Origin of the sequence: Streptomyces sp. NPDC058683, assembly GCF_042716195.1 — a bacterium.
In the GTDB taxonomy this organism is placed as follows: domain Bacteria; phylum Actinomycetota; class Actinomycetes; order Streptomycetales; family Streptomycetaceae; genus Streptomyces.
This window is the reverse complement of the sequence record NZ_JBHXSK010000001.1, coordinates 412,516-436,847: the sequence shown is the minus strand read 5'-3', so window position 1 is coordinate 436,847 and position 24,332 is coordinate 412,516. Positions and strand designations below refer to the sequence as shown.

Annotated in this window: 22 protein-coding genes and 1 pseudogene; 13 read left to right on the top strand and 10 right to left on the bottom strand. The window is 69.7% G+C overall.

Annotated features, from left to right (window positions below; translation table 11 throughout):
- The first annotated feature begins 50 nt into the window (after positions 1-50).
- Positions 51-965: an LLM class flavin-dependent oxidoreductase gene (locus ACFWXC_RS02065; protein WP_384471516.1), complete on the top strand. Its 915-nt coding sequence runs from the start codon at positions 51-53 to the stop codon at positions 963-965.
- Here ACFWXC_RS02065 and ACFWXC_RS02060 read toward each other — a convergent pair.
- The 3 genes from ACFWXC_RS02060 to sucC are packed head-to-tail and all read right to left on the bottom strand — an operon-like array spanning position 955 to position 4,583.
- Positions 955-2,508, bottom strand: a complete 1,554-nt coding sequence (locus tag ACFWXC_RS02060) for an aldehyde dehydrogenase family protein (RefSeq protein WP_384471514.1) — start codon at positions 2,506-2,508, stop codon at positions 955-957. The two genes, ACFWXC_RS02065 and ACFWXC_RS02060, sit on opposite strands and share 11 nt — an antisense overlap.
- Before the next feature lie 3 nt (positions 2,509-2,511).
- Positions 2,512-3,441, bottom strand: a complete 930-nt coding sequence (gene sucD / locus ACFWXC_RS02055) for a succinate--CoA ligase subunit alpha (protein WP_384471511.1) — start codon at positions 3,439-3,441, stop codon at positions 2,512-2,514.
- Positions 3,442-3,452: 11 nt separating this feature from the next.
- Entirely contained in the window at positions 3,453-4,583 is a 1,131-nt protein-coding gene (gene sucC, locus ACFWXC_RS02050; RefSeq protein ID WP_384471508.1) for an ADP-forming succinate--CoA ligase subunit beta, read from the bottom strand.
- A gap of 187 nt (positions 4,584-4,770) precedes the next feature.
- Between sucC and ACFWXC_RS02045 the strand changes: the two genes are divergently transcribed.
- From ACFWXC_RS02045 to ACFWXC_RS02025, 5 genes are all read left to right on the top strand, one after another.
- Positions 4,771-6,453, top strand: a complete 1,683-nt coding sequence (locus tag ACFWXC_RS02045; protein WP_384471505.1) for a thiamine pyrophosphate-binding protein — start codon at positions 4,771-4,773, stop codon at positions 6,451-6,453.
- A gap of 11 nt (positions 6,454-6,464) precedes the next feature.
- A complete protein-coding gene (frc, locus tag ACFWXC_RS02040; protein ID WP_384471502.1) occupies positions 6,465-7,697 on the top strand; it encodes a formyl-CoA transferase in 1,233 nt (410 codons plus the stop codon).
- Positions 7,698-7,701: 4 nt separating this feature from the next.
- Entirely contained in the window at positions 7,702-9,846 is a 2,145-nt protein-coding gene (locus ACFWXC_RS02035; RefSeq protein ID WP_384471584.1) for an acetate--CoA ligase family protein, read from the top strand.
- A 123-nt stretch (positions 9,847-9,969) separates the two neighbouring features.
- Positions 9,970-11,358, top strand: a complete 1,389-nt coding sequence (locus ACFWXC_RS02030; protein WP_384471500.1) for an OFA family MFS transporter — start codon at positions 9,970-9,972, stop codon at positions 11,356-11,358.
- Between the two features lies 1 nt (position 11,359).
- Positions 11,360-12,763, top strand: coding sequence for an OFA family MFS transporter (locus ACFWXC_RS02025; RefSeq protein WP_384471497.1), 1,404 nt, complete (start codon positions 11,360-11,362; stop codon positions 12,761-12,763).
- Between the two features lie 122 nt (positions 12,764-12,885).
- On the opposite strand, the gene ACFWXC_RS02020 is transcribed toward ACFWXC_RS02025, so the two are convergent.
- Positions 12,886-13,740 (bottom strand): helix-turn-helix domain-containing protein, encoded by an 855-nt coding sequence (locus tag ACFWXC_RS02020; protein ID WP_384471494.1) that lies wholly within the window; start codon positions 13,738-13,740, stop codon positions 12,886-12,888.
- Positions 13,741-13,756: 16 nt separating this feature from the next.
- The gene (locus tag ACFWXC_RS02015) at positions 13,757-14,512 is read right to left on the bottom strand and encodes a DUF6879 family protein (protein WP_384471492.1); all 756 of its coding nucleotides are present in this window, start codon (positions 14,510-14,512) and stop codon (positions 13,757-13,759) included.
- A gap of 173 nt (positions 14,513-14,685) precedes the next feature.
- Here ACFWXC_RS02015 and ACFWXC_RS02010 point away from each other — a divergent pair, with 173 nt between their 5' ends.
- The 4 genes from ACFWXC_RS02010 to ACFWXC_RS01995 all read left to right on the top strand — a co-directional run bounded on the left by ACFWXC_RS02010 (position 14,686) and on the right by ACFWXC_RS01995 (position 16,296).
- Positions 14,686-14,892, top strand: coding sequence for a hypothetical protein (locus tag ACFWXC_RS02010; protein WP_384471490.1), 207 nt, complete (start codon positions 14,686-14,688; stop codon positions 14,890-14,892).
- Positions 14,889-15,125 (top strand): hypothetical protein, encoded by a 237-nt coding sequence (locus ACFWXC_RS02005; protein WP_384471588.1) that lies wholly within the window; start codon positions 14,889-14,891, stop codon positions 15,123-15,125. The genes ACFWXC_RS02010 and ACFWXC_RS02005 overlap by 4 nt, the downstream gene beginning before the upstream one ends.
- A complete protein-coding gene (locus tag ACFWXC_RS02000) occupies positions 15,122-15,307 on the top strand; it encodes a hypothetical protein (protein WP_384471487.1) in 186 nt (61 codons plus the stop codon). Before ACFWXC_RS02005 ends, ACFWXC_RS02000 begins: the two co-directional genes overlap by 4 nt.
- Positions 15,308-15,507: 200 nt before the next feature.
- Positions 15,508-16,296, top strand: a complete 789-nt coding sequence (locus ACFWXC_RS01995; protein ID WP_384471484.1) for an SAM-dependent methyltransferase — start codon at positions 15,508-15,510, stop codon at positions 16,294-16,296.
- A gap of 45 nt (positions 16,297-16,341) precedes the next feature.
- Here ACFWXC_RS01995 and ACFWXC_RS01990 read toward each other — a convergent pair.
- Positions 16,342-16,737, bottom strand: a pseudogene (locus ACFWXC_RS01990) (VOC family protein); the annotation flags it as partial.
- A 93-nt stretch (positions 16,738-16,830) separates the two neighbouring features.
- Here ACFWXC_RS01990 and ACFWXC_RS01985 point away from each other — a divergent pair.
- On the top strand, positions 16,831-17,820 hold the full coding sequence (locus ACFWXC_RS01985; protein WP_384471481.1) for a helix-turn-helix transcriptional regulator: 990 nt from the start codon (positions 16,831-16,833) through the stop codon (positions 17,818-17,820).
- 36 nt (positions 17,821-17,856) lie between these two features.
- On the opposite strand, the gene ACFWXC_RS01980 is transcribed toward ACFWXC_RS01985, so the two are convergent.
- The 4 genes from ACFWXC_RS01980 to ACFWXC_RS01965 all read right to left on the bottom strand — a co-directional run bounded on the left by ACFWXC_RS01980 (position 17,857) and on the right by ACFWXC_RS01965 (position 21,195).
- Complete coding sequence (locus ACFWXC_RS01980) at positions 17,857-18,534, bottom strand: GntR family transcriptional regulator (protein WP_384471478.1); 678 nt, start codon at positions 18,532-18,534, stop codon at positions 17,857-17,859.
- A 128-nt stretch (positions 18,535-18,662) separates the two neighbouring features.
- On the bottom strand, positions 18,663-19,610 hold the full coding sequence (locus ACFWXC_RS01975) for a beta-ketoacyl-ACP synthase III (protein WP_384471475.1): 948 nt from the start codon (positions 19,608-19,610) through the stop codon (positions 18,663-18,665).
- A 147-nt stretch (positions 19,611-19,757) separates the two neighbouring features.
- On the bottom strand, positions 19,758-19,892 hold the full coding sequence (locus ACFWXC_RS01970; RefSeq protein ID WP_351315073.1) for a hypothetical protein: 135 nt from the start codon (positions 19,890-19,892) through the stop codon (positions 19,758-19,760).
- The gene (locus tag ACFWXC_RS01965; RefSeq protein WP_384471471.1) at positions 19,867-21,195 is read right to left on the bottom strand and encodes an OFA family MFS transporter; all 1,329 of its coding nucleotides are present in this window, start codon (positions 21,193-21,195) and stop codon (positions 19,867-19,869) included. Before ACFWXC_RS01965 ends, ACFWXC_RS01970 begins: the two co-directional genes overlap by 26 nt.
- A gap of 246 nt (positions 21,196-21,441) precedes the next feature.
- Between ACFWXC_RS01965 and ACFWXC_RS01960 the strand changes: the two genes are divergently transcribed.
- Positions 21,442-22,413 (top strand): 2-dehydropantoate 2-reductase, encoded by a 972-nt coding sequence (locus tag ACFWXC_RS01960; RefSeq protein ID WP_384471468.1) that lies wholly within the window; start codon positions 21,442-21,444, stop codon positions 22,411-22,413.
- Positions 22,410-24,329 (top strand): molybdopterin oxidoreductase family protein, encoded by a 1,920-nt coding sequence (locus tag ACFWXC_RS01955; protein ID WP_384471465.1) that lies wholly within the window; start codon positions 22,410-22,412, stop codon positions 24,327-24,329. The genes ACFWXC_RS01960 and ACFWXC_RS01955 overlap by 4 nt, the downstream gene beginning before the upstream one ends.
- Positions 24,330-24,332: the final 3 nt, after the last annotated feature.

The window sequence follows — 24,332 nt, the reverse complement described above, 5'->3', positions numbered from 1 at the left end:
TATCGAAAACTGATCGTCAGCAGAGCTGACGATCCCCTACGCTGACGGCCATGACGACGACCGTGCGTTTCGGCATCAAGACGACACCCATGCACGTTCCCTACGACGACATCCGCCGGGTCTGGCAGGAAGCCGACGCGATACCGGAGATCTCGGACGCCTGGCTCTGGGACCATCTGCTGCCCGTGGCCGGCCCGCGGGACGGCGCCGTCCACGAGGGCTGGACGCTGCTCGCCGCGCTGGCCGCGCAGACCGAGCGGCTGCGGCTCGGCCTGCTGGTGACCGGCAACCGGATCCGGCCGCCCGCCCTCCTCGGCAAGATGGCCTCCACCGTGGACGTGGTCTCGGGCGGGCGGCTGGTCCTGGGTCTGGGGGTCGGCGGGACGCATCAGCCGCCGGGGGCGGGCGGGATCCCCGGCGAGAATCCGGCGGTGGCCGAGTACGAGGCGTACGGCCTCACCCTCGTGCCGCCCGCCGAGGGCATCGCCCGGCTCGACGAGACCGTACGGATCCTCAGGCTGATGTGGACCCGGGACGTCTTCGACTTCGAGGGCAGGTACTACCGGCTCAGGGGCACGCGCAACGAACCCAAACCGGTGCAGCGTCCGGGTCCCCCGCTGCTCGTCGGCGGCTGGGGCACCCGGCTGCTGCGGCTGGTCGCCGAACACGCGGACATCTGGAACGTGCCCGGACCGCCGCACAACACCGTGGAGTTCGTCGCCGAGCGCGCCCGGGTGCTGGACGCGCACTGCGCCGGACTGGGCCGGGATCCTGCGGAGATCGTCCGCTCGGTCCAGGTCCTGGTGTCGTACGACGAACCCGCGGCCACCCGGGCGACGGTCACCGCCCTCGTCCGGGCCGGGATGAACCACATCGTGCTGAACCTGCCGCGCCCTTACCCGCAGGGGGTGGCCCGCCGGCTCGCCGAGGAGGTCATGGCCCCGGTGCTCGACCTCACGGCATGAGCTGGTACTCCGGGAAGTTCCCCGGCAGCCGCTCCCCCACCGGCCCCTGTGTCACCGCGCGCACCAGCAGTTCGCCGCCGACGAAGGCGCCCCGCCAGGACGCGCCGAAGCCGCCGAACAGTTCGTCCCGGTCGCCGCGTGAACGCGGAGCGCCGTGGCCGACCTTGAAGGCGCGGATCTGCGGGGCCAGCCGCGCGAAGGTGGCCTCGTCGTCGGTGGAGAGGGTGGCGACCAGTGCGCCGTTGGACGCGTTCATGGCGGCCAGCAGTTCGGCCTCCGTGTCGACCAGGACGATCGTGTCGACCGGGCCGAAGGGTTCCGCGTGGTGGAGGGGGGAGGACCGGGGCGGGTTGAGGAGGGTGACCGGGTGCACGTACGACGAGGTGTCCTGGCCGGGCAGGAAGCGCGCGTCGGCCGGGCGGCCGCGGTGCAGCGGGACGGCGCCGCGGTCGACGGCCTCGGCGACCTGGTCGGTCAGGTCCTTGGCCTTGGCCGCGTTGATCACCGGCCCGAAGTCCAGCTCCGGGAGCGGGTCCGCTGGGTCGGCGACCGCGAGGGGGTGGCCCACACGCAGTTCGCGGACCGCCGGGAGGTAGGCGGTCAGGAACTCGTCGAACAGTTCGCGCTGGACGACGAAGCGCGGGTAGGCGGTGCAGCGCTGCTTGCCGTAGTCGAAGAGCTTGGGGACGACGGCGGTGAATGCCTCCCAGTCGGTGAAGTCCCAGATGCCCCAGGTGTTGAGCCCCTCCTGTTCGAGGACGTGCCGCTTGCCGAGGTCGGCGACGGCGGTGGCCACCGCGGCTCCCGTGTCCCGGCCGCCGACGAAGGAGACGCAGCCGATCTCCGGCGCCCGCACCAGCACCTCGGACAACTCGCCCCCGCTGCCGCTCAGCAGCGTGACCGGCAGGCCCTCCCGGGCGGCCAGCGCGCAGGCCAGGGTGAGGCAGGCGACCCCGCCGTCGGTCGGGGTCTTCGCCACCACCGCGTTGCCCGCCAGGGCCTGCACCAGGACCGCGTGAACGAGCACGCTCATCGGGTAGTTCCAGCTGGCGATGTTGGACACCGGCCCGTCCAGCGGGGCGCGCCCCGCGAGCATCGGCTCGATGCCGTCGACGTACCAGCGCACCCCGTCGATCGCCCGGTCCACGTCCGCCTGGGCCAGCCGCCAGGGCTTGCCGATCTCCCAGACCAGGAGCAGGGCGAGCAGTTCGCGGTGTTCGGTCAGGGCGTCCAGGGTGGCGGCCACCCTGGCCCGGCGCTCTTCCAGCGGGACGTGCCGCCAGGCGCGGTGCTGGTCGAGGCAGGCGCGGACGGCCCGGTGCGCGGTGCCGCGGTCGAGCCGTGGGGGGCCGGCGATGGGGCTGCCGTCGACGGGGCTGGTGGCGGGCAGCGGCCGGCCGTCAGGATGCCAGGTGCCGGCCCAGAGGTTGAGGACACGCTCGTCCTCGAAGGCCTCGGGGGCGAGAGCGAGGCAGCGCGCCCAGGCGTCGCGCCACCCGGTGCCGGGCTTGTGGACCAACGGGATCGAAGCGCCGAGGGCCATGGCTCAGCTCCCTTCCGGCTGCCGTGCGTCCAGCAGGTCGAGGACCAGCCGGGCGGTCTCGGTCGGTGTGCTCCCCACCCGCACCCCGACCGCTTCCAGCGCCTCCTGCTTGGCCCGCGCGGTGCCGGCCGAACCGGAGACGATCGCGCCCGCGTGGCCCATGGTCCGTCCCTCGGGCGCGGTGAACCCGGCGATGTAAGCGACGACCGGCTTGGTGACGTGCTCCCGGATGTAGGCGGCGGCCCGTTCCTCCGCGTCGCCGCCGATCTCCCCTATGAGGACGACGAGTTCGGTGTCGGGGTCCTCCTGGAAGGCGGCCAGGCAGTCGATGTGGCTCGTGCCGACGACCGGGTCGCCGCCGATGCCCACGCAGGTGGAGAAGCCGATGTCCCGTAGCTCGTACATGAGTTGGTAGGTCAGCGTGCCCGACTTGGAGACGAGGCCGATCCGGCCGGGCTTGGTGATGTCGGCGGGGATGATGCCCGCGTTGGACTGGCCGGGGGTGATCAGGCCGGGGCAGTTGGGGCCGATGATCCGGGTGCCGTTCCGCTTCGCATACGCCGTGAAGGACACCGAATCGTGGACCGGGATGCCCTCGGTGATCACGACCGCGAGGCCGATCCCGGCGTCGGCGGCCTCCAGGACCGCCGCCTTGGCGAACGCGGGCGGCACGAAGACGACCGTGACGTCGGCGCCGGTCGCGGCCATGCCCTCGGCGACCGTGCCGAAGACCGGGACCGCGACGGGGGCACCTCCCAGGCCGTTCGGGCACTGGGGGACGTCGAATTCGACGGTCTGGCCGGCCTTGCGCGGGTTGACCCCGCCGACGACGTCCGTCCCGGCGGCGAGCATCCGCCGGGTGTGCTTCATGCCCTCGCCGCCGGTCATGCCCTGGACGAGGACCCTGCTCTCCTTGGTCAGGTAGATCGCCATGTCCGGACTCCTCAGGCGGTGTGGGCGAGTTCGGCGGCGCGGCGGGCGGCGCCGTCCATGGTGGTGGCCTGTTCGACCAGGGGGTGCGCACGTCCGTCGAGGATCGCCCGGCCGCGCGCCGCGTTGTTGCCGTCGAGGCGGACCACCAGCGGCTTGGTCAGCCGGACGGTCTCCAGGGCCTGCACGATCCCGTCGGCGACCGCGTCGCACGCCGTGATCCCGCCGAAGACGTTGACGAAGACCGACTTCACGGCCGGGTCGGAGAGGATCACCGAGAGCCCGTCGGCCATGATCTGGGCGGAGGCTCCGCCGCCGATGTCCAGGAAGTCGGCGGGGCTCGCGCCGCAGCCGGCCACCACGTCCAGGGTGGACATCACCAGGCCGGCGCCGTTGCCGATGATGCCGACCTCGCCGTCCAGCTTGACGTAGTTGAGGCCCTTGGCGGCGGCCGTCGCCTCCAGCGGGTCGTGGTGCCCGTCCTCGTCGGCGCCCCAACGGGCCTGTCGGAAACGGGCGTTGTCGTCCAGGGTGACCTTGCCATCGAGCGCCAGGATCCGGCCCTCCTTGGTCCGCACGAGCGGGTTCACCTCGACGAGCAGGGCGTCCTCGCGGACCAGCACCTCCCAGAGCCGTACGAGGACGTCGACCGTCTGCGGGGGCAGTCCTGCGGCCCCGGCGATCTCCTGGGCCTTGGCGGAGGTGACGCCCACCGCGGGATCGACGGGCACCCGGGCCACCGCCTCGGGACGGGTCGCGGCCACCTCCTCGATCTCCATGCCGCCCTCGGCGGAGGCGATCGCGAGGAAGGCGCCCGCCGCGCGGTCCAGGACGTAGGAGACGTAGAACTCGCTCTCGATCTCAACGGGTTGGGCCAGCATCACCTTGCCGACCGTGTGCCCCTTGATGTCCATGCCCAGGATCTGCCGGGCCGTCAGTTCCGCGGCGGCCGGGTCGGCGGCCAGCTTGACGCCGCCCGCCTTGCCCCGGCCACCGGTCTTGACCTGCGCCTTCACTACGACCCGGCCGCCGAGCCTGCGGGCGATCTCCCGCGCCTCCTTGGGCGAGTCGGTGACCTCGGCCCTCGGCACCACGATGCCGTGTTCCTCGAAGAGTTCCCTTGCCTGGTGTTCGTACAGGTCCATTCCGGCTCCTGTCTGCGAAGTCATCCAGAAGTCATCGAGAGGCCGAACTCCGATGACTGAAAAGTGCCGCACGCCCCCTGGACACCACCCACCGGATGCGGGATAACAAGCTTCATACAGTATTCGTCGACTGTATGCAATGTACGAAGACGGCATCCCACCCCCTACGAAGGGACAGGACTTCGCCATGCCCGACGACACCCAGGACGTGATTTCCGGTGGTCATCTCGTTGCCAAGGCACTCAAGGCCGAGGGGGTCGACCGCATCTACACCCTCTGCGGCGGCCACATCATCGACATCTACGACGGCTGCGTAGACGAGGGCATAGAAGTCGTCGACGTCCGCCACGAGCAGGTGGCGGCCCACGCCGCCGACGGCTACGCACGCATCACCGGCAAGCCAGGATGCGCGGTCGTCACCGCGGGACCGGGGACGACCGACGCCGTCACCGGGGTCGCCAACGCCTTCCGCGCGGAGTCCCCGATGCTGCTGATCGGCGGCCAGGGCGCGCTCACCCAGCACAAGATGGGGTCCCTTCAGGACCTTCCGCACGTCGACATGATGGCGCCGATCACCAAGTTCGCGGCGACCGTCCCGGACACCGCCCGCGCCGCCGACATGGTCTCCATGGCGTTCCGCGAGTGCTACCACGGCGCCCCCGGCCCCTCCTTCCTGGAGATACCGCGCGACGTCCTGGACGCCAAGGTCCCGGCGGAGAAGGCACGCATCCCCAGGTCCGGCGCCTACCGGGCCTCCACCCGCTCGGCCGGCGACCCGGAGGCGATCGAGAAGCTCGCCGACCTGCTCGTGCACGCGGAGAAACCGGCCATCCTGCTGGGCAGCCAGGTCTGGACGACCCGGGGCACCGCGGCCGCCATCGAGCTGGTCCGCACCCTCAACATCCCGGCGTACATGAACGGCGCCGGCCGCGGCACCCTGCCGCCCGGCGACCCGCACCACTTCCAGCTCTCCCGCCGGTACGCGTTCTCCAACGCCGACGTCATCGTGATCGTCGGCACGCCCTTCGACTTCCGCATGGGCTACGGCAAGCGCCTCTCCCCCGCCGCGACCGTCGTACAGATCGACCTCGACTACCGGACGGTCGGCAAGAACCGGGACATCGACCTCGGGATCGTCGGCGACGCGGGCCTGGTCCTGAAGTCGGTGACCGAGGCCGCCTCCGGCAGGGTCAACGGGGGCGCTTCCAGGCGCAAGGAGTGGCTCGACGAGCTGCGCGCCGCCGAGCAGACCGCACTGGAGAAGCGGCTGCCTCAACTCCGCTCGGACGCCTCCCCCATCCACCCCTACCGCCTGGTCAGCGAGATCAACGACTTCCTCACCGAGGACTCGATCTACATCGGCGACGGCGGCGACATCGTCACCTTCTCCGGACAGGTCGTGCAGCCCAAGTCGCCCGGGCACTGGATGGACCCGGGCCCGCTCGGCACCCTCGGCGTCGGCGTCCCCTTCGTGCTCGCCGCCAAGCAGGCCCGCCCCGACAAGGAGGTCGTCGCCCTCTTCGGCGACGGCGCGTTCTCCCTCACCGGCTGGGACTTCGAGACGCTGGTCCGCTACGACCTGCCCTTCGTCGGGATCGTCGGGAACAACTCCTCGATGAACCAGATCCGTTACGGCCAGGCCGCCAAGTACGGCAAGGAGCGCGAGCGGGTCGGCAACACCCTCGGCGACGTCCACTACGACAAGTTCGCCCAGATGCTGGGCGGGTACGGCGAGGAGGTCCGCGACCCCGCCGACATCGGCCCCGCCCTGCGCCGGGCCAGGGAGTCGGGCAAGCCGTCGCTGATCAACGTCTGGGTCGACCCGGACGCCTACGCCCCCGGAACCATGAACCAGACCATGTACAAGTGAGGTGAACGCCGATGACCACCAAGGCACTCGAAGGCATCCGCGTCCTCGACATGACCCATGTCCAGTCGGGGCCGTCCGCCACCCAGCTGCTCGCCTGGCTCGGCGCGGACGTCGTCAAGCTGGAGGCGCCGACCGGTGACATCACGCGCAAGCAGCTGCGTGACCTCCCGGACGTCGACTCCCTCTACTTCACGATGCTCAACTGCAACAAGCGGAGCATCACCCTCAACACCAAGACCGAGCGCGGCAAGGAGCTCCTCACCGAGCTGATACGCCGCTCGGACGTCATGGTGGAGAACTTCGGCCCGGGTGCGGTCGACCGCATGGGGTTCACGTGGGACCGCATACAGGAGATCAACCCCCGGATCGTGTACGCGTCGATCAAGGGCTTCGGGGACGGTCCGTACACCAACTTCAAGGCGTACGAGGTGGTCGCCCAGGCGATGGGCGGCTCGATGGCCACCACCGGCTTCGAGGACGGGCCACCGCTGGCCACGGGCGCGCAGATCGGTGACTCGGGCACCGGGGTGCACACCGTCGCCGGAATACTGGCGGCTCTGTTCCAGCGGGAGCACACCGGACGCGGCCAGCGCGTCAACGTAGCCATGCAGCACGCCGTGCTCAACCTCTGCCGGGTGAAGCTGCGCGACCAGCAGCGGCTGGTGCACGGGCCGCTCGCCGAGTACCCCAACGAGGACTTCGGCGACCAGGTGCCCCGCTCCGGCAACGCCTCCGGCGGCGGCCAGCCCGGCTGGGCGGTCCAGTGTGCGCCGGGCGGCCCGAACGACTACGTGTACGTCATCGTGCAGCCCGTCGGCTGGCAGCCGATCACCCAGCTGATCGGCCGGCCGGAGCTGGCGGACGACCCGGAGTGGGCGACCCCGGAGGCCCGGCTGCCCAAGCTCGGCAAGATGTTCCAGCTGATCGAGGAGTGGTCCTCGACGCTCCCCAAGTGGGAGGTGCTGGAGAAGCTCAACGCCCACAACATCCCGTGCGGGCCGATCCTCTCCACCAAGGAGATCATCGAGGACGAGTCGCTGGTCGCCAACGAGATGGTGGTCACCGTCCCGCACCCCGAGCGCGGTGAGTTCGTCACCGTCGGCAGCCCGCTCAAGCTCTCCGACTCCCCCGTGGACGTGACCAGTTCACCGCTCCTCGGCGAGCACAACGCAGAGGTCTACATCGGCGAACTCGGTCTGGGCGACGAAGAGTTGCGCCTGCTCAAGTCGAACGGAGTGATCTGACGTGATGGCAGAGGACCGGGAGCTGCGGGTCCGCACACTCCTCGACTCCGTGCGCGCGGAGGGCCGTAACGCGCTCACCGCGCCCGAGGGCAAGGTGATCGCCGACGCGTACGGGATCGCCGTACCCGGCGAGGAGCTGGCGACCGACGTGGACGAGGCGGTGGCGTACGCGGCGCGCTTCGCCGGGCCGGTGGTGATGAAGATCGTCTCGCCGGACATCCTGCACAAGACCGACGCGGGCGGGGTGATCGTAGGGGTCGAGGGCGCGGCGGACGTGCGCGCGGCCTTCCACCGGATCGTCGGGAACGCGAAGGCCTACGACGCCGACGCCCGGATCGAGGGCGTGCAGGTGCAGGAGCTGCTCCCGAAGGGGCAGGAGGTCATCGTCGGCGCGGTGACCGACCCGACGTTCGGGAAGGTCGTGGCCTTCGGGCTCGGCGGGGTGCTGGTCGAGGTGCTGAAGGACGTGACCTTCCGGCTCGCGCCCGTCTCCGCCGACGAGGCGCTGTCCATGCTGGACTCCATCAAGGCGGCCGAAGTGCTGCGCGGGGTGCGCGGGCAGGCCGGCGTGGACCGGTGGGCGGTCGCCGAGCAGATCCGCCGGGTCTCCCAACTGGTCGCGGACTTCCCCGAGATCGCCGAGGTGGACCTCAACCCGGTGATCGCCACCCCGGAGGGCGCGGTCGCCGCCGACATCCGGATCATCCTCGCCGACAAGCAGCCGCCGTCGCGCCGGAAGTACGCGCGCGAGGAGATCCTCACCTCCATGCGCCGGCTGATGCAGCCCCGCTCGGTGGCCGTGATCGGCGCCTCCAACGAGCAGGGCAAGATCGGCAACTCGGTGATGCGCAACCTCGTGGACGGCGGCTTCGCCGGGGAGATCCATCCGGTGAACCCCAAGGCCGATGACATTCTGGGCCGCAAGGCGTACAAGAGTGTCACGGACGTTCCCGGTGAGGTGGACGTGGCAGTCTTCGCCATTCCCGCCAGGTTCGTGGCAGCGGCACTGGAGGAGGTGGGCCGGAAGAAGATCCCCAACGCCGTCCTGATCCCCTCCGGTTTCGCGGAGACCGGCGAACACGAACTCCAGGAGGAGATCGTCGCGATCGGCGAGCGGTACGGCGTCCGCCTCCTCGGCCCGAACATCTACGGCTACTACTCCACCTGGCAGGACCTGTGCGCCACGTTCTGCACGCCGTACGACGTGAAGGGCGGCGTGGCACTGACGTCCCAGTCGGGCGGCATCGGGATGGCGATCCTGGGCTTCGCGCGGACCACCAAGACGGGGGTGTCGGCGATCGTCGGCCTCGGCAACAAGTCGGACCTGGACGAGGACGACCTGCTGACCTGGTTCGGCGAGGACCCGCACACCGAGTGCATCGCGATGCACCTGGAGGACCTCAAGGACGGCCGCGCCTTCGTCGACGCGGCGCGGAACACCGTACCGAGGAAGCCCGTTGTGGTCCTCAAGGCGGGGCGTACGGCGGCCGGTGCCAAGGCGGCGGGTTCGCACACGGGGGCCCTCGCGGGTGACGACGCCGTGTACGACGACATCCTGCGGCAGGCGGGCGTGATCCGGGCGCCGGGCCTGAACGACATGCTGGAGTACGCGCGCGGCCTGCCGGTGCTGCCGGCCCCGCGCGGCGACAACGTCGTGATCATCACCGGCGCGGGCGGCAGCGGCGTGCTGCTGTCCGACGCCATCACCGACAACGGCCTGTCCCTGATGGAGATACCGCCGGACCTGGACGAGGCGTTCCGGCGCTTCATCCCGCCGTTCGGAGCCGCGGGCAACCCGGTGGACATCACGGGCGGCGAGCCGCCGTCGACGTACGAGGCGACGATCCGGCTCGGTCTTGAGGACCCGCGCATCCACGCCCTGGTCCTCGGCTACTGGCACACCATCGTCACCCCGCCGATGGTGTTCGCGGAGCTGACCGCGCGTGTGGTGGCGGAGTTCCGGGAGCGAGGCATCGAGAAGCCGGTCGTCGCCTCGCTCGCGGGGGACGTCGAGGTCGAGGAGGCCTGCCAGTACCTGTACGAGCGGGGGGTCGTGGCGTATCCGTACACGACCGAACGGCCGGTGGCCGTGCTCGGCGCCAAGTACCGCTGGGCGCGGGCGGCCGGACTGCTGGGGGGCGGCTCATGACCTAGCCGAGGAGGGGGCCGGCCGGCGGTGCGCTGCGGCCGGCCCCGGGACCCGTGCGCGCACGAAAGGCATTGGACAGGGGGCGCTGGCCAGAGCTTTCGACGCAAGGGGTGCTGAACGAACATGTCATCCATCGATCTAACGACATCCGTCCCCTTCAGGGAGGTGACGGACCGCAACGGCCGCACATACCGGATCGGCGAGACCGACGTCGATCTGATGGGCCGGACACGCAAGTGGATGGTCATCCTGCCCTGGGTGGGCATGATGGGCATCAGTTCCGCCGAGTACGCGTTCACGTCGGCGGAGGACACGCTGCACGACGCGCATCTGTGGAGCAGCGGACACATCTTCTGGCTGATGGGCGTCTGGGTGTTCTTCCAGGCGGCCGTGGCCTTCCCGGCCGGGCAACTGCGGGAGAGCGGACGGCTTCCCGCCCGGACGGCCATGCTGATCGGCGCGGTCGGCACCCTGCTGGGCTATGTGGCGCTGGCGTTCGCGCCGAACGTGCTCGTCGCCTACCTCGGCTTCGGCATGTGCAGCGGTATCGGCGCCGGTCTCGTCTACGCGACCTGCGTGAACATGGTCGGCAAGTGGTATCCGGAGCGCAAGGGCGGCAAGACCGGCTTCGTGAACGGCGGTTTCGCCTACGGGTCCGTGCCGTTCGTGTTCCTCTTCACCTCCGTGCTGGACCTGGGCAACTACAAGGTCCTGCTCACCTCGGTCGGCATCGGACTGTGTCTGGTGGTGGCGTCGGCGGGCTGGTTCTTCAAGGACCCGCCGAAGAGCTGGTGGCCGCCGCACGTCGATCCCCTGAAGGCCACCCAGGATCCGCGGATACGGCGGGCGCTGGAGAAGAACCCGCCGGCGGTCAAGCAGTACACCCCGAAGGAGGCGGCCCGTACGCCCGTCCTGTGGATGATGTGGTTCTGCCTGCTCTGCACGGCCGGGATCAACATCTTCGGCATCGCCTTCCAGGTGCCGTTCGGCAAGGACATGGGGTTCGCGGGCGGGATCGTGGCCACGGCCATGTCCCTGAAGGCAATCGTCAACGGCACCGGCCGCGGGGTGATCGGCTGGATCTCCGACCGGTACGGCCGCCGCAACACCCTGATCATCGTGTGCATCGTGCTCGGCAGCGCGCAGTTCGGTGTGCTGGTCTCCGGCCAGATGGGCAGCATGCCGTTCTTCCTGTTCTGCTCCATGGTCTCCGGGTTCGGCGGCGGGGCGATCTTCCCGCTCTTCGCGGCCATGACGGCGGACTACTTCGGTGAGAACAACAACGCCACCAACTACGGGATGGTCTACAGCTCCAAGCTGATCTCCGGCCTGGTGGGCTCCGGTCTGGGCGCGGTCGTCGTGGGTGAGTGGGACTACCACGGCGCGTTCGTCCTCGCGGGCTCCGTCGGCCTGGCCTCCGCGGTGCTGGCGCTCTTCCTCAAGGCACCGGGCAGGCCCAGCGCCCGGGACATCGTCCCCAACCCGCACCCGCTCGGCGAGGAGATGGCGTGACATGACGGCAGACCCTGTAGCCACGAACAGCACCGGCGCCGGACGGCGTCCGTACCGTGAGGTGACGGACGCCCGCGGCCGGGTGTACCGGATCGGCGAGACCGACCGGGACATCCTCGGCCACTCCCGCAACTTCATGGTGTATCTCCCGTGGGTGGCCATGATGGCCATCAGCGTCTTCGAGTACGCGTACGGCTCCGCGGAGGACACCCTGTCCCACGCGCACGGCTGGACGCAGTCCAACACCTTCTGGATCCTGAGCGTCTGGGTGTTCTTCCAGGCCGGCATCGCCTTCCCGGCGGGCTGGCTGCGCGAGAAAGGCATCCTCACGGCCCGCCGGGCGATGTACACGGGTTCCGGTATGTGCCTGATCGGGTTCCTGGCCCTCTCGCACATCAGCGAGATATGGCTGGCGATCCTCGGCTTCGGTGTGATCGGCGGTCTCGGCTCCGGCCTGGTCTACGCGACCTGCATCAACATGGTCGGCAAGTGGTTCCCCGAACGCCGGGGCGCCCGCACGGGATTCGTGAACGGCGGCTTCGCCTACGGCTCACTCCCCTTCATCTTCATCTTCAACTACGCCTTCGACACGGCCAACTACCACCGGGTGCTGGACCTCATCGGCGCCTACGTGATGGTCGTGGTCCTGGTCACCGCGTTCTTCTTCAAGGACCCGCCGAAGAACTGGTGGCCGGCCGACATCGACCCGCTCGCCCCCTCGGGCGACGCAAAGAACGCCATGGCTCTCGCCAAGAACCCGCCCGCGGTACGGCAGTTCACCCCGAAGGAGGCGATCCGCACGGGCATGCTCCCCCTGATGTGGATCGCGATCGTCATGACGGCGGGCGTCTCGATCTTCGGTATCTCCTTCCAGGTGGACTTCGCCAAGGACGTCGGCTTCGGCCCGCTGGTCGCGGCCTCGTCCATGGGCGTGATGGCGGTCATCAACGGCATCGGGCGGGGCGTGGTCGGCTGGCTCTCCGACCGCCTCGGCCGGAAACCGACCCTCGTCTTCGTCATCGTCGTCCTGGGCCTGGCCCAGTTCGGCGTGATCTGGGCCGGTGACGTCAAGAGCGAGTGGCTGTTCCTGTTCTTCGCCTTCCTCTCCGGCTTCGGCGGCGGCGCCTTCTACCCGCTCTTCGCCGCCCTCACCCCGGACTACTTCGGCGAGAACTACAACGCCACCAACTACGGCCTGGTCTACAGCGGCAAACTCGTCAGCGGCCTGTTCGGCGGCGGCCTCGGCTCCATGGTGGTCGGCGCCTGGGGCTACAACGGTGCGTACGCCCTGGCCGGCGGCATCTCGATGCTGGCGGCGGGGGTGGCGCTCCTGCTCCGCCAGCCGGGCCGCGGCCCGGGCGCGACGGCGAAGGTGGGCGCGGTACAGCCACAGACGGCGACCTGACGGGTCCTCCCTCTTGGTCTCACTGCAAAGTGAGCTTGTTGAGTCCCGGATCGACATCCGGGACTCAACCGTTTCCGGACTCGGTGCACCCGGCCGTCCGCGGCCCGAAGAACAGGTCTGCGTCAGGTGTTGGGGTTCAAGGCGCGCCTGGCCGAGTTGATGACGTTGTGGGCGTCGGCGCCGTAGACGGCGGATTCATGGAGGGTCCGCCAGGTGCGCAGGTAGGTGGCGACGCTGTCGGAGTCGTCGATCCACAGCTCGGCGTGCCAGTTCTCCACGATCACCTGGCGGTCGTCGTAGATCCAGAAGGTGGTGGCCGGAGGAATCTTGAGAGACGCCGACAGCGGGATGATGCCCAGCTCGACCGTGTCCAGGCCGATGGCTCCCGACAGCCGGTCCAGCTGTGCCATGAGCACCGAGGGCGGGCAGATCAGGGCGTGGAGGGCGGCCTCCCAGAGGATGAGGTGAAAGCGCTTCGAGGAGTCGTACAGCGCCTCCTGCCGTCTTATGCGGGAGCGGACGGCCTCCTCGGTGTCGCGCGGCGACCGCTGGAGCTCCGCGTACCTGGTGAAGATCGACCGGGCGTAGTCCGGCGTCTGCAGCACGCCGAAGATCATGGAGGACTCCCAGCCACGGAATACCGAGGCGTCGACATGCGCACCCAGGTGGGTGTCCTGCACCGGCTTGTGTCCGGAAGCCAGCTGCCGCCGCCACGACCGGATGTGCGACTCGAAGCCCCGAAGCCTGGCGAGCAGTTCGTCGTACGCCTCGGGGTGGCCGGTGACATCCGCCCACTTGCGCAGGTCGTCGGTCGTGGGGGTCTGCCTGCCGTTCTCCAGCCTGCTGACCTTCGACTTGTTCCACCCGTACGCCTCGGCCAGCTGCTGACCGGTGAGCCGACCGCCTGGGGCCGAAAGCCTCAGTTCACGCAGCCGCACGCCGAGCGCCTCGCGCGCCTGCTGGTAGTCCGTGCTCACCGGTCAGCAACCTGCCTTACTCCTTCGCGGCCAGCTGTGCCGCGAACTGTTCGTAGGGGACCGCGCGGTGCATCGCCGCGTCCCGGGCCTGGGCGTGCCGCAGAACCGCTGCGGGCTCGGTGATCAGCTCGACGTTCAGCAGGTTGTCGCCCTGGTCGAAGTTGAGCAGGGCGACCAGCCTGGAGTCGAAGATCCAGAAATCCTCTGCGGGCAGGGCGAGCAGGTCGGCATCGGCGCGCGGCAGGCTGAAGATCTTCTCCCCGACGGCACTGTTCCGCCGGGCGTTTTCGAGGAGGTAGAGCTGTCCGGCCGTCGGCGGGCTGTCGATGATCCGCGCGCGCTCGAATCGCTTTCCCAGCGCGGTCTGCTCCCGGCGTTCGGCGCACCACGCGGCGTCGACTCCGTCCCAGTTCACGGGCTCACCGCGAGTGAACTGGGCGTAGGTCGCGGTGGCTTCGTCCGAGGCGTACCGGCGCCGTGTCTCCAACCGCCAGGCCGTGTGTTCGAACTGGGTGAAGAGCCGGTCGAACTCGTCCAGTCCGATGATGTCCGGCACGCGGGTGACCTCCTTCGGGCGGAAGTCGACGAGCAGTTCGCGCGGTACCACGATGGCCACCTCGCCCCCGTTCAGGTGCCGGAGCTGACCGATGTCGTCAGGGTCGGTGAGAGCCGGACCGTGCACGATGACCTCACCCGAGTCGAGATCTTCGTGCACGGACGGGCACCCGTTGACGCCGCTGCCCGTGCCGTTGAAGCGCAGTCGACGCGCCATGATCAGTTCCTTTCGTCAGAGGACTGATCTCCAAAGCTTGTCCGAGTTCGGAGGCCGCCGACCCGGGTTGCGACGGCCTTTATCAGCAACCTTCCGCAACCCAGAGGAAGCGTCAAGCAACTTCGCGCAACTTCCATCGCGCTCTCCAACGCCTGAGCTCTAGCGTCCGTTTCATGGCACCGAAGAAGACACAGAACGTCACCGACACACAGGCCGCAGTCGAGGCAATCAGAACCGCCCTGGGCGGCGTGGGAATCGTGTTTCCCTCGCTGAGGGTCGATCCGGCTTCGCCCGGGCTGCAGTTGGTCGAGCTGGGACGGGTGCGCGTCGACGTCGCCGTCCGCCTCGCCGGCGTGCTCCAGCAGGGGACCCGCGAGTGACCGCCGAGGATGAACCCGCCGGCACCCTGGTCATCGACACCGCCCAGGACAGGCTCGGGTACGTCATGGGGCGCGAGGGTCCGTACGTCCAGCTGCGGCCGGTGGCCGGCGGGCGCGAGTGGGACGCCGACCCCGCCCACGTCCGGCGCGCCACCGACGAGGAGCGGCTGAGAGCCGTGGCCGAGCGCACCCGCGCCCTGAACTCCGCCAGCAGCGGCGGCATCTTCTCGTGACCGCACCCGCCCAGGACACCTCGACCATGTCCGCGGAATGCGCGCCGGCCCAGCGACGGGGGTACTCGGCCTGGCACGAGAAGTGCAGCCAGACCCAGGACATCCCGCTCCCCCACAGCCTCGGGATCCTGCTCATCCGCCGCTGCACCTGCCCCCACCACCACTGCACGCCCGCCGGGTGACGCCCCTCGCCATGACGAATGAACCCTGGACAAGTGTCCCCGTCGTCCAAGGTCAGCAGCGCTCCTCGCTCAATCGAGCACCAACTCTGCGTGAGGGCTGGGCCAATGGCACAATCGCCATGCCCTCCACCGCCTCATCCACGGCGCGCGAAGCGACCTCGGTGAGTCGGTCAGCGATCTAGTACCCGCTGGAGTCATGCATGACGGCAGACCCCTCCCGCGAAAGTCGTATCGACACGAGCAGGCCCCACCCGGCACGCGTCTACGACTGGCTGCTGGGCGGCAAGGACAACTATCCGGTCGATGAGGAGGTGGCGGCGAAGCTGCCACCGGAAGCGCGTCTCAACGCCATGCGCAACAGGGCGTTCATGCACCGCGCGGCGGCCTGGCTGGCCGGCAACGGCATCGACCAGTTCCTCGATATCGGTACGGGCATCCCGACCCAGCCGAACCTGCATCAGATCGTGCAGGGCATAGTGCCGTCGGCGCGGGTCGCCTACGCCGACAACGACCCCATCGTGCTGCGGCACGCGGAGGCTCTGCTCATCAGCACTCCCGAGGGAAACACCGACTACATCGAGGCCGACGTACGGAAGCCGGGAACCATCCTCGACCACGCCCGTACGTTCCTGGACTTCACCCGGCCCGTCGCGCTGTCGATGATCGCGCTGATGCACTTCATCACCGACGACGAGAACCCCTACGGTCTTACGCGGACGATTCTCGACGCGCTGCCCTCGGGCAGTTACTTCATGTTCTCCCACGGCACCACGGATGAGCACCCGCACCTCGCCAAGTCGGTGACCACGACGTACCGCAAGGGCGAGATCCCCCTGCGCATGCGTACGCGGGCCGAGATCGAGCCGTTCTTCGAGGGCCTGGAACTGGTGGCTCCAGGGCTGGTCACGGCGACCAAGTGGTACAAGGATTCACCGGCTCCCGCCGAGGAGCTGAGCGGCTTCTACGTCGGCGTCGCCCGCGTGCCGTAGGGATGTCCTCGCACCCGAGGGCAGGGGAATACCCCCCTGCTGTCCACGTGCGAACTTCTCGACGGCCGCCGGGGTGACGGGGGTGAAGAAGTTGACGAGGTTGCCGTCGGGGTCACGGAACAGCAGCGACCGGTTGCCCCAGGGCATCGTGGTGGGCTCGTTGACGAAGTCGGTGACGAAGCCGGTCAGGTCCCGGTGAACGCGGTCCACGTCGTCGACGCGGAACTCGGTGATCACGCTGTGGTTGTCCGCCGGGCGGGCGGAGCCCGGGGCGAACAGCGGGACGGTGCGGGTGCCGGCGATCGCGAGGGTGGCGTGGGGAGTCCCGAGTTCGGCGAAGTCCTCAGTGGCCCACGTCGCCTGCACCCCTGTGACGCGCTCGTAGAACTCGACGAGGCGCGCGACGTCGCTGGTAATGATGCGGATCGAGACGAAGTCCATGGTGTTTCTCCTTGGCTGACGGGGTTGCTGCACGTCGTAGGCTAGGAGAGATAGTGGACAGAATCGGTCCGGTATTCGCACTAGGCTGGGCGCATGCCTGGACCCACCGGCCGCGTACTGACACTCCTGGAACTGCTGCAGTCGGGCGGCACCCGGACGGTGACCGAACTCGCCGACCGGCTCGGCGTCGACGGGCGCACCGTGCGGCGGTACGTGGATCACCTGATCGACCTCGACGTGCCCGTGGAGTCGGTGCGCGGCCGCTACGGCGGGTACCGGCTCGGCCCCGGATACCGTCTGCCTCCGCTGATGCTCAGCGACGACGAGGCGCTGGCCGTGCTGCTCGGCCTGGTCGCCGGCCGCCGAGCAGGGCTGATGACGGCGGAGCGCACGGCGAGCGAGACGGTATCGGCCAAGATCCGGCGGGTGCTGCCCAAGCACGTCGCCCGCCGGCTCGACGCACTCCTGGAATCTCTCGCCTTCACGGACCAGCCCGGTGAGTTCGCCACCCCGGACGCCGGAGTCCTGCTCACCATCGCCGATGCGGTACGCCACCGCCGACCGGTCTCGATCGGATACACCGACCGCGACGGCCGGCACAGCCGACGCACGCTGCACGCGTACGGGATCGTCGCCCATGCGGGCCGGTGGTACGTCACGGGCACGGACCCCGAGATCGGCGAGGCCCGGACCTTCCGGCTCGACCGCATCGCGGACGCGAGGACCCTGCCCGGCTCATTCGAGGCGCCCGTGGGCCTCGATCCGGCGCAGCGCGTGCTGTCGGGGTTCGCCACGGCCGAGTACCGGCATGAGGTGACCTTGCGGATCCACGGGACCGTCGAGCAGATCCGCGCCCGCCTTCCCGCCGGCGTCGCGAGCCTGGAGGAGCCTGTGCCCGCGGCGGACGAGGACCGGGCGACCGAGCGCTGGCGGCGCGTCGACCTACGGGCGGAGCGGCTCGACTGGCTGCCTCCGGTACTCGCCTCACTCGACCGGCCGTTCGTCATCGAGCGCCCCGGTGAACTGCGCGACCTCGTCACCGCGTTCGCCGACCGCCTCGCCTCCTACGCCCGCCAAGCCTGACGGTGAGGAACCGGGGCATTCGCGCCGGCGGCTCGGTCAGGACGTCGCCCGCTCGTGGTACGAACGCCGGGTGTGCTCCGTGTGTTCGCGCATCAGGCGGGTCGCCAGCTGTTCGTCGCGGGCCGTGATCGCCGCGATCAGTTCACGGTGTTCGATCCAGGACTGGTGGCCGCGCTGCCGGGCCACCGGCGTGTAGTACCAGCGGACCCTGCGGTCGACCTGGGCGGCGAGTTCGGCGAGGACCGCGTTGCCGGCCAGGTCCATGATCTTGGTGTGGAACGCGGCGTTCAGGGCGACGGCCCCGTCCACGTCGTCCGCGGCGACGGCCTTCTCGCCCTCGGCGCACAGGGATTCCAGCGCGGCCACTCCCGCGCTGCCGGCGTTGGCCGCCGCCAGCCGCGCCGCCTCGGCCTCCAACAGGGTGCGGACCGTGAGGAGTTGGTCGGCCTCGTCCTCCGTGGGCTCGTGCACGAACGCACCCTGGGCGGGCCGGAGGTCGACCCAGCCCTCGGTGTTCAGCCGCTGCAGCGCCTCGCGCACCGGCTGCCGGGAGACGCCCAGGTGACCGGCGAGTTCGCTCTCGACGAGGTGCTGGCCGGGCTGGAGGGCGCGGGTGGTGATGAGTTCGAGCAGCGCCTCGTACACGCGGTCGCGGAGCGGGCCGGGGCGTTCGAGCTTGGGCACCGCGCCCTGCGGCAGTCCGGCTGACAACATCGGGTCCCCCTTCGGCAGACACCCGTTACGAGCGGACACTCAGTATCGATTGTCTTTCGTCTACAGTCTACGGCGCACAACTGCCAGGGGAAGCGCGAGTTGACCACGTCACACCGCAGAACGCGCTCTCACGGACACCGCACGACCTGCCCCGCGTAGGACAGGTTGCCGCCGAAACCGAACAGCAGGACCGAGTCGCCGCTGGAGACGCTCCCCTGCTCGACCAGCTTGGAGAACGCGAGCGGGATGCTCGCGGCCGAGGTGTTGCCCGATTCGGTGACGTCCCTGGCGACCACCGCGTTGACCGCGCCGATCTTCTGCGCGAGCGGCTCGATGATCCGCAGGTTGGCCTGGTGCAGCACGACCGCCGCGAGGTCGGCGGGGGTGACCCCGGCCTTCTCGCAGGCGCGCCGGGCGATGGGCGGCAGCTGGGTGGTGGCCCAGCGGTAGACGCTCTGCCCCTCCTGCGCGAACCGGGGCGGGGTGCCCTCGATGCGTACGGCGTGGCTCATCTCGGGGACGGAACCCCACAGCACCGGCCCGATCCCGGGCTCCTCGCCCGGCCCGCACGCCTCGACCACCGCCGCGCCCGCCCCGTCGCCGACCAGGACGCACGTCGTGCGGTCGGTCCAGTCCGTCACCTCGGACATCTTGTCGGCGCCGATGACGAGCGCACGGGTGGCGGCGCCCGCGCGGACGGTGTGGTCGGCGGTGGCGAGGGCGTGGGTGAAACCGGCGCACACGACGTTGACGTCCATCGCGGCGGGCTGCGGGATGCCGAGCCGGGCGGCGACGCGAGCGGCCATGTTCGGGGAGCGGTCGATCGCGGTGGAGGTGGCGACCAGGACCAGGTCGATGTCCGCGGGGGTGAGGCCGGCCGCCGCGAGGGCCTTGGCCGCGGCGTGCGCGGCCAGCTCGTCGACGGGTTCGTCGGGGCCCGCGATGTGCCGGGTGTTGATGCCCACCCGGCTGCGGATCCACTCGTCACTGGTGTCGACCATGCCCGCCAGGTCCTCGTTGGTGAGTACCTTCGCGGGCTGGTAGTGGCCGACGGCGGCGATGCGCGAGCCGTTCATGGGTGGTGGGTCCCCCTCGTTGCCTCGGTATGGGCCCACCAGTCTGTTCAGTGACTCACGGGTACGACGGCACGTAAGGCCACAGGAAACGGGCGCCCGAGTTGTCGGCTTCTTGCAGACACTCGGACGCCCGAACATTCTCCTGGTTCACCCGTTGAACAGCTGTGTCGCTTTCTGTACGAGTTCGTACACGCCGTAGGCGAAGGGCGCGCCCACCCAGAGCCAGGCGACGGCGATCAGCCAGCGGCGGTCGGGTTCATGCAGGCTGCTGTCGTTCGACATCGACGGCCTCCCTGGGTGCGGGGATGTGGTGGCGGGCGTTGACGGGCCGGATCAGCTCGTTGGCGACGAACCCGACGACGAGCAGTCCGATCATGATGCCGAAGGACAGGGTGTACAGGTCGGAGCCGTGCTTGCCGGCGTCCTTCTGGTGGTCGGCGATCCAGTTGACGATCAGCGGCCCGAGCACACCGGCGAGGGACCAGGCGGTGAGCAGCCGGCCGTGGATCGCGCCGACCTGGTAGGTGCCGAACAGGTCCTTCAGATAGGCGGGGACGGTGGCGAAGCCGCCGCCGTAGAAGGAGAGGATCACCAGCGCGCAGAGGATGAACAGCGGCTTGGAGGAGTTCCCGAACAACGTGATGAGCAGGTACATCAGCGCGCCGACGCCGAGGTAGACGCGGTAGATGTTCTTGCGGCCGACCAGGTCGGAGGTGGACGACCAGCCGATGCGGCCCGCCATGTTGGCGGCGGACAGCAGGGCGACGAACCCGGCCGCCGCGGACACCGTCACCGGGGTGGAGCTGTCGGCGAAGAAGTCCGTGATCATCGGGGCGGCCTTCTCCAGGATGCCGATGCCCGCGGTCACGTTCATGCAGAGCACGACCCACAGGAACCAGAACTGCGGGGTGCGGATCGCGGTGTTGGCCGAGACCTGCACGCCCTCGAAGGCGCTCGGCGCGTTCGCGACCGGCTTCTCGCTGCGCGGCACCCGGATCAGCAGTACCCCGAGGGTCATGAAGACGGCGTACGCCAGCCCGTGCACCAGGAAGGCGAGGGCGATGCCATCGTTGTCACTGCCGAAGGAGGAGAGCATCTGCGCGGACCAGGGCGAGGCGATCAGCGCGCCGCCGCCGAAGCCCATGATGGCGATGCCGGTGGCCATGCCGGGCCGGTCCGGGAACCACTTGATCAGCGTGGAGACCGGCGAGATGTAGCCGATGCCCAGGCCGATGCCGCCGACGAAGCCGTAGCCGAGGACGATCAGCCAGTACTGCTCGGTCTCGGCGCCCAGCGCGGAGATCAGGAAGCCGGTGGAGAAGCACACCAGGGCGACCGTCATGGCCCAGCGCGGTCCGTTGCGCTCGACGAGGGTGCCGCCGAACGCGGCCGACAGACCGAGCATCACGATCGCGAGCTGGAAGGGCAGCGCGCTCTCGGTGCCGCTGAGGTTCAGCGCGGATTCGAGCGGCGGCTTGAAGACGCTCCAGGCGTAGGCCTGGCCGATGGAGAGGTGGACGGAGAGGGCGGCGGGCGGGACGAGCCAGCGGCTCCAGCCCGGAGGCGCTACAGGGGGGCTGCTCATGAGTCCCGAACGGTAGGGCCGGGCCAGGGTGGTTGAGAACCCGACGGCTCGATCGTATGCGATGAGCGGTATCCAGAATGCGCCGAACGGTCGCTGTCCGAACCCTTGTCGGGCCTGACTCCATACTGTAGACAATATTTCGTCGACATGATTCGGCCGACGGCCGGACCGCTTCACACGACGACCCACGACCCGGTCTCCCCGAGGCCACCTCCGCGGTATCCCTCAAACCGAACGGAGTGTTCCGTGAAAGTCGCAGTTCTCGGCGCCGGTGCGATCGGCGCCTATGTCGGTGCCGCGCTCCACCGCGCGGGCGCCGATGTGCATCTCGTCGCCCGTGGACCCCATCTGGCGGCCATGAGGCAGTACGGAGTACGGGTGCTGAGCCCGCGCGGCGACTTCACCGCGCATGCCCACGCCACCGACGACCCGGCCGAGGTCGGCCCGGTCGACTACGTCTTCCTCGGGCTGAAGGCCAACTCGTACGCGGCGTGCGGGCCGCTGATCGAGCCGCTGCTGAACGAGCGCACGGCGGTGGTCGCGGCCCAGAACGGCATCCCCTGGTGGTACTTCCACCGGCACGGCGGCCCCCACGACGGCCACCGCGTCGAGAGCGTCGACCCGGGCGGCGCGGTCAGCGCCGTACTCGCTCCCGAACGCGCCGTCGGCTGTGTGGTCTACGCGGCCACCGAGCTGGAGGCCCCGGGCGTGGTACGGCACCTGGAAGGCACCCGGTTCTCGATCGGCGAGCCCGACCGCAGTGTGTCCGAGCGCTGTCTGCGGTTCAGCGAGGCCATGCAGACCGGCGGGCTGAAGTGCCCGGTGGAGCCGGACCTGCGCAACGACATCTGGCTCAAGCTGCTCGGCAACATCTCCTTCAACCCGATCAGCGCGCTGGCCCGGGCCACGATGCGGCAGATGTGCCTGCACGGCGGCACCCGCCGGGTCATCGAGATCATGATGCGCGAGACACTCTCGGTCGCCGAGGCGCTCGGCTGCGAGGTCGGTGTCTCCATCGAACGCCGGCTCGCGGGCGCCGAGAAGGTCGGCGACCACCGCACCTCCACGCTCCAGGACCTGGAGCGCGGCAAGCCGCTGGAACTCGACGTGCTCCTCGCGGCCGTCGTCGAGCTGGCGGAGATCACCGGCGTACCGGTGCCCACCCTGCGCACCGTGCACGCCATCTCGGACCTGCTCGCGCTGAGGAGCGCCGCATGAGGAAACGGCAGCAGAAGACCTACACCCGGCTCACCCACCCCCTCGTGCGGGACTCCCGTGACGAGCCGTTCCGGCGGGCGAGCTGGCAGGAGGCCCTGGACCGCGCGGCCCGCGGCCTGGACCGCAACCGCGGCGCGTTCGGGCTGTTCTCCTGCGCCCGCGCCACCAACGAGATGAACTACGTGGCCCAGAAGTTCGCCCGGGTGGTGATGGGCACCAACAACGTCGACTCCTGCAACCGGACCTGTCACGCCCCGAGCGTGGCCGGACTGAGCGCCGCCTTCGGCTCCGGCGGCGGCACGTCCTCGTACGAGGAGATCGAGCACACCGACGTCATCGTGATGTGGGGCTCCAACGCCCGCTTCGCGCACCCGATCTTCTTCCAGCACGTGCTGAAGGGGATCAGGAACGGCGCCCGGATGTACGCCGTCGACCCGCGCCGCACCTCCACCGCCGAGTGGGCGGAGAGCTGGCTCGGGCTGAACGTCGGCACGGACATCCCGATGGCGCACGCGATCGGCCGGGAGATCATCCACGCGGGGCTGGCCAACGAGGCGTTCATCGAGCGGGCGACGACCGGCTTCGAGGAGTACCGGGCGCTCGTCGAACCGTGGACGCTGTCGCTGACGGAGAAGGTGACGGGCGTTCCGGCCGCCGCCATCCGGGAGTTGGCGCACGCCTACGCCCGCGCCGAGCGCGCCCAGCTGTGCTGGACCCTCGGCATCACCGAGCACCACAACGGCACCGACAACGTCCGCGCCCTGATCAACCTCTCCCTGCTCACCGGACAGGTGGGCCGCTACGGCGCCGGGTTGCAACCGCTGCGCGGCCAGAACAACGTGCAGGGCGGCGGCGACATGGGCGCGATCCCCAACCGCCTCCCCGGCTTCCAGGACATCCTCGACCCGGACGCCCGGCTGAAGTTCGAGTCGGCCTGGGACACGGTCATCCAGCCGCACTACGGGCTGAACCTCACCGAGATGTTCGAGGCGATGGAGGAGGGCACGCTCAAGGCGGTCTACTGCATCGGCGAGAACCCGGCCCAGTCGGAGGCCGACAGCGAGCAGGCGATCCGCCGGCTGAGCGCCCTCGACTTCCTGGTCGTCCAGGACATCTTCCTCACGAAGACGGCGGAGCTGGCGGACGTGGTGCTGCCCGCGACCGCCGGCTGGGCGGAGACCGAGGGCACGACCACCAACAGCGAACGGCGGGTGCAGCGGGTGCGCCGGGCCGTGACCCCGCCCGGCGAGGCCCGCGAGGACATCGACATCCTCTGCGACCTCGCCACCCGCCTCGGCCACGACTGGAAGTACGCCGACGCGGAGACCGTCTGGAACGAGCTGAGGTCGGTCTCCCCGGACCACTACGGGATGACGTACGACCGGCTCGTCGAGCACCAGGGCATCCAGTGGCCGTGCCCGAGCACCGAGCGTCTCGAACCGGCCTACCTGCACGGCAGATTGTGGGAGAAGGAACCGGCGCGGCGCGGCACCCCGGCCCCCTTCGGGCTGGTCCGGCACGATCCGCCGGTCGACCTCACCGACGAGGAGTACCCCGTCCGGCTCACCACCGGGCGGCGGCTCGACTCCTACAACACCGGGGTGCAGAGCGGTGGTTACGCCTCCCCGCTGCGGCGCGGCGAGTACATCGAGCTGTGCCCGGAGGACGCCGAGCGGTACGGGGTCGTCGTCGGCGAGGAGGTCCAGGTGTCCTCGCGGCGGGGCTCGGTCGTGGCCCCCGTCTGGATCGACACCGCCCTGCGCCCCGGTCTCGCCTTCATGACCATGCACTTTCCCGACGAGGTGGACACCAACCAGCTGACGATCGAGGCCAACTGCCCGATCGCGGGGACGGCGGAGTTCAAGGCGTCGGCGATCCGTATCGAGAAGCTCCCGGTCGCGACCATCGTGAGGTGACGT

Excerpts from the sequence above, each read along its gene's own strand:
- ACFWXC_RS02045 (WP_384471505.1), top strand. The coding sequence starts at position 4,771 with ATGCCCGACGACACCCAGGACGTGATTTCCGGTGGTCATCTCGTTGCC.
- ACFWXC_RS01965 (WP_384471471.1), bottom strand. The coding sequence starts at position 21,195 with ATGAGCAGCCCCCCTGTAGCGCCTCCGGGCTGGAGCCGCTGGCTCGTC.
- ACFWXC_RS01975 (WP_384471475.1), bottom strand. The coding sequence starts at position 19,610 with ATGAACGGCTCGCGCATCGCCGCCGTCGGCCACTACCAGCCCGCGAAG.
- ACFWXC_RS02030 (WP_384471500.1), top strand. The coding sequence starts at position 9,970 with ATGTCATCCATCGATCTAACGACATCCGTCCCCTTCAGGGAGGTGACG.
- ACFWXC_RS01955 (WP_384471465.1), top strand. The coding sequence starts at position 22,410 with ATGAGGAAACGGCAGCAGAAGACCTACACCCGGCTCACCCACCCCCTC.
- ACFWXC_RS02035 (WP_384471584.1), top strand. The coding sequence starts at position 7,702 with ATGGCAGAGGACCGGGAGCTGCGGGTCCGCACACTCCTCGACTCCGTG.
- ACFWXC_RS02025 (WP_384471497.1), top strand. The coding sequence starts at position 11,360 with ATGACGGCAGACCCTGTAGCCACGAACAGCACCGGCGCCGGACGGCGT.
- ACFWXC_RS02065 (WP_384471516.1), top strand. The coding sequence starts at position 51 with ATGACGACGACCGTGCGTTTCGGCATCAAGACGACACCCATGCACGTT.
- ACFWXC_RS01985 (WP_384471481.1), top strand. The coding sequence starts at position 16,831 with ATGCCTGGACCCACCGGCCGCGTACTGACACTCCTGGAACTGCTGCAG.
- sucC (WP_384471508.1), bottom strand. The coding sequence starts at position 4,583 with ATGGACCTGTACGAACACCAGGCAAGGGAACTCTTCGAGGAACACGGC.
- ACFWXC_RS01980 (WP_384471478.1), bottom strand. The coding sequence starts at position 18,534 with ATGTTGTCAGCCGGACTGCCGCAGGGCGCGGTGCCCAAGCTCGAACGC.
- sucD (WP_384471511.1), bottom strand. The coding sequence starts at position 3,441 with ATGGCGATCTACCTGACCAAGGAGAGCAGGGTCCTCGTCCAGGGCATG.
- ACFWXC_RS01995 (WP_384471484.1), top strand. The coding sequence starts at position 15,508 with ATGACGGCAGACCCCTCCCGCGAAAGTCGTATCGACACGAGCAGGCCC.
- ACFWXC_RS02060 (WP_384471514.1), bottom strand. The coding sequence starts at position 2,508 with ATGGCCCTCGGCGCTTCGATCCCGTTGGTCCACAAGCCCGGCACCGGG.
- ACFWXC_RS02015 (WP_384471492.1), bottom strand. The coding sequence starts at position 14,512 with ATGGCGCGTCGACTGCGCTTCAACGGCACGGGCAGCGGCGTCAACGGG.
- ACFWXC_RS01970 (WP_351315073.1), bottom strand. The coding sequence starts at position 19,892 with ATGTCGAACGACAGCAGCCTGCATGAACCCGACCGCCGCTGGCTGATC.
- frc (WP_384471502.1), top strand. The coding sequence starts at position 6,465 with ATGACCACCAAGGCACTCGAAGGCATCCGCGTCCTCGACATGACCCAT.
- ACFWXC_RS02010 (WP_384471490.1), top strand. The coding sequence starts at position 14,686 with ATGGCACCGAAGAAGACACAGAACGTCACCGACACACAGGCCGCAGTC.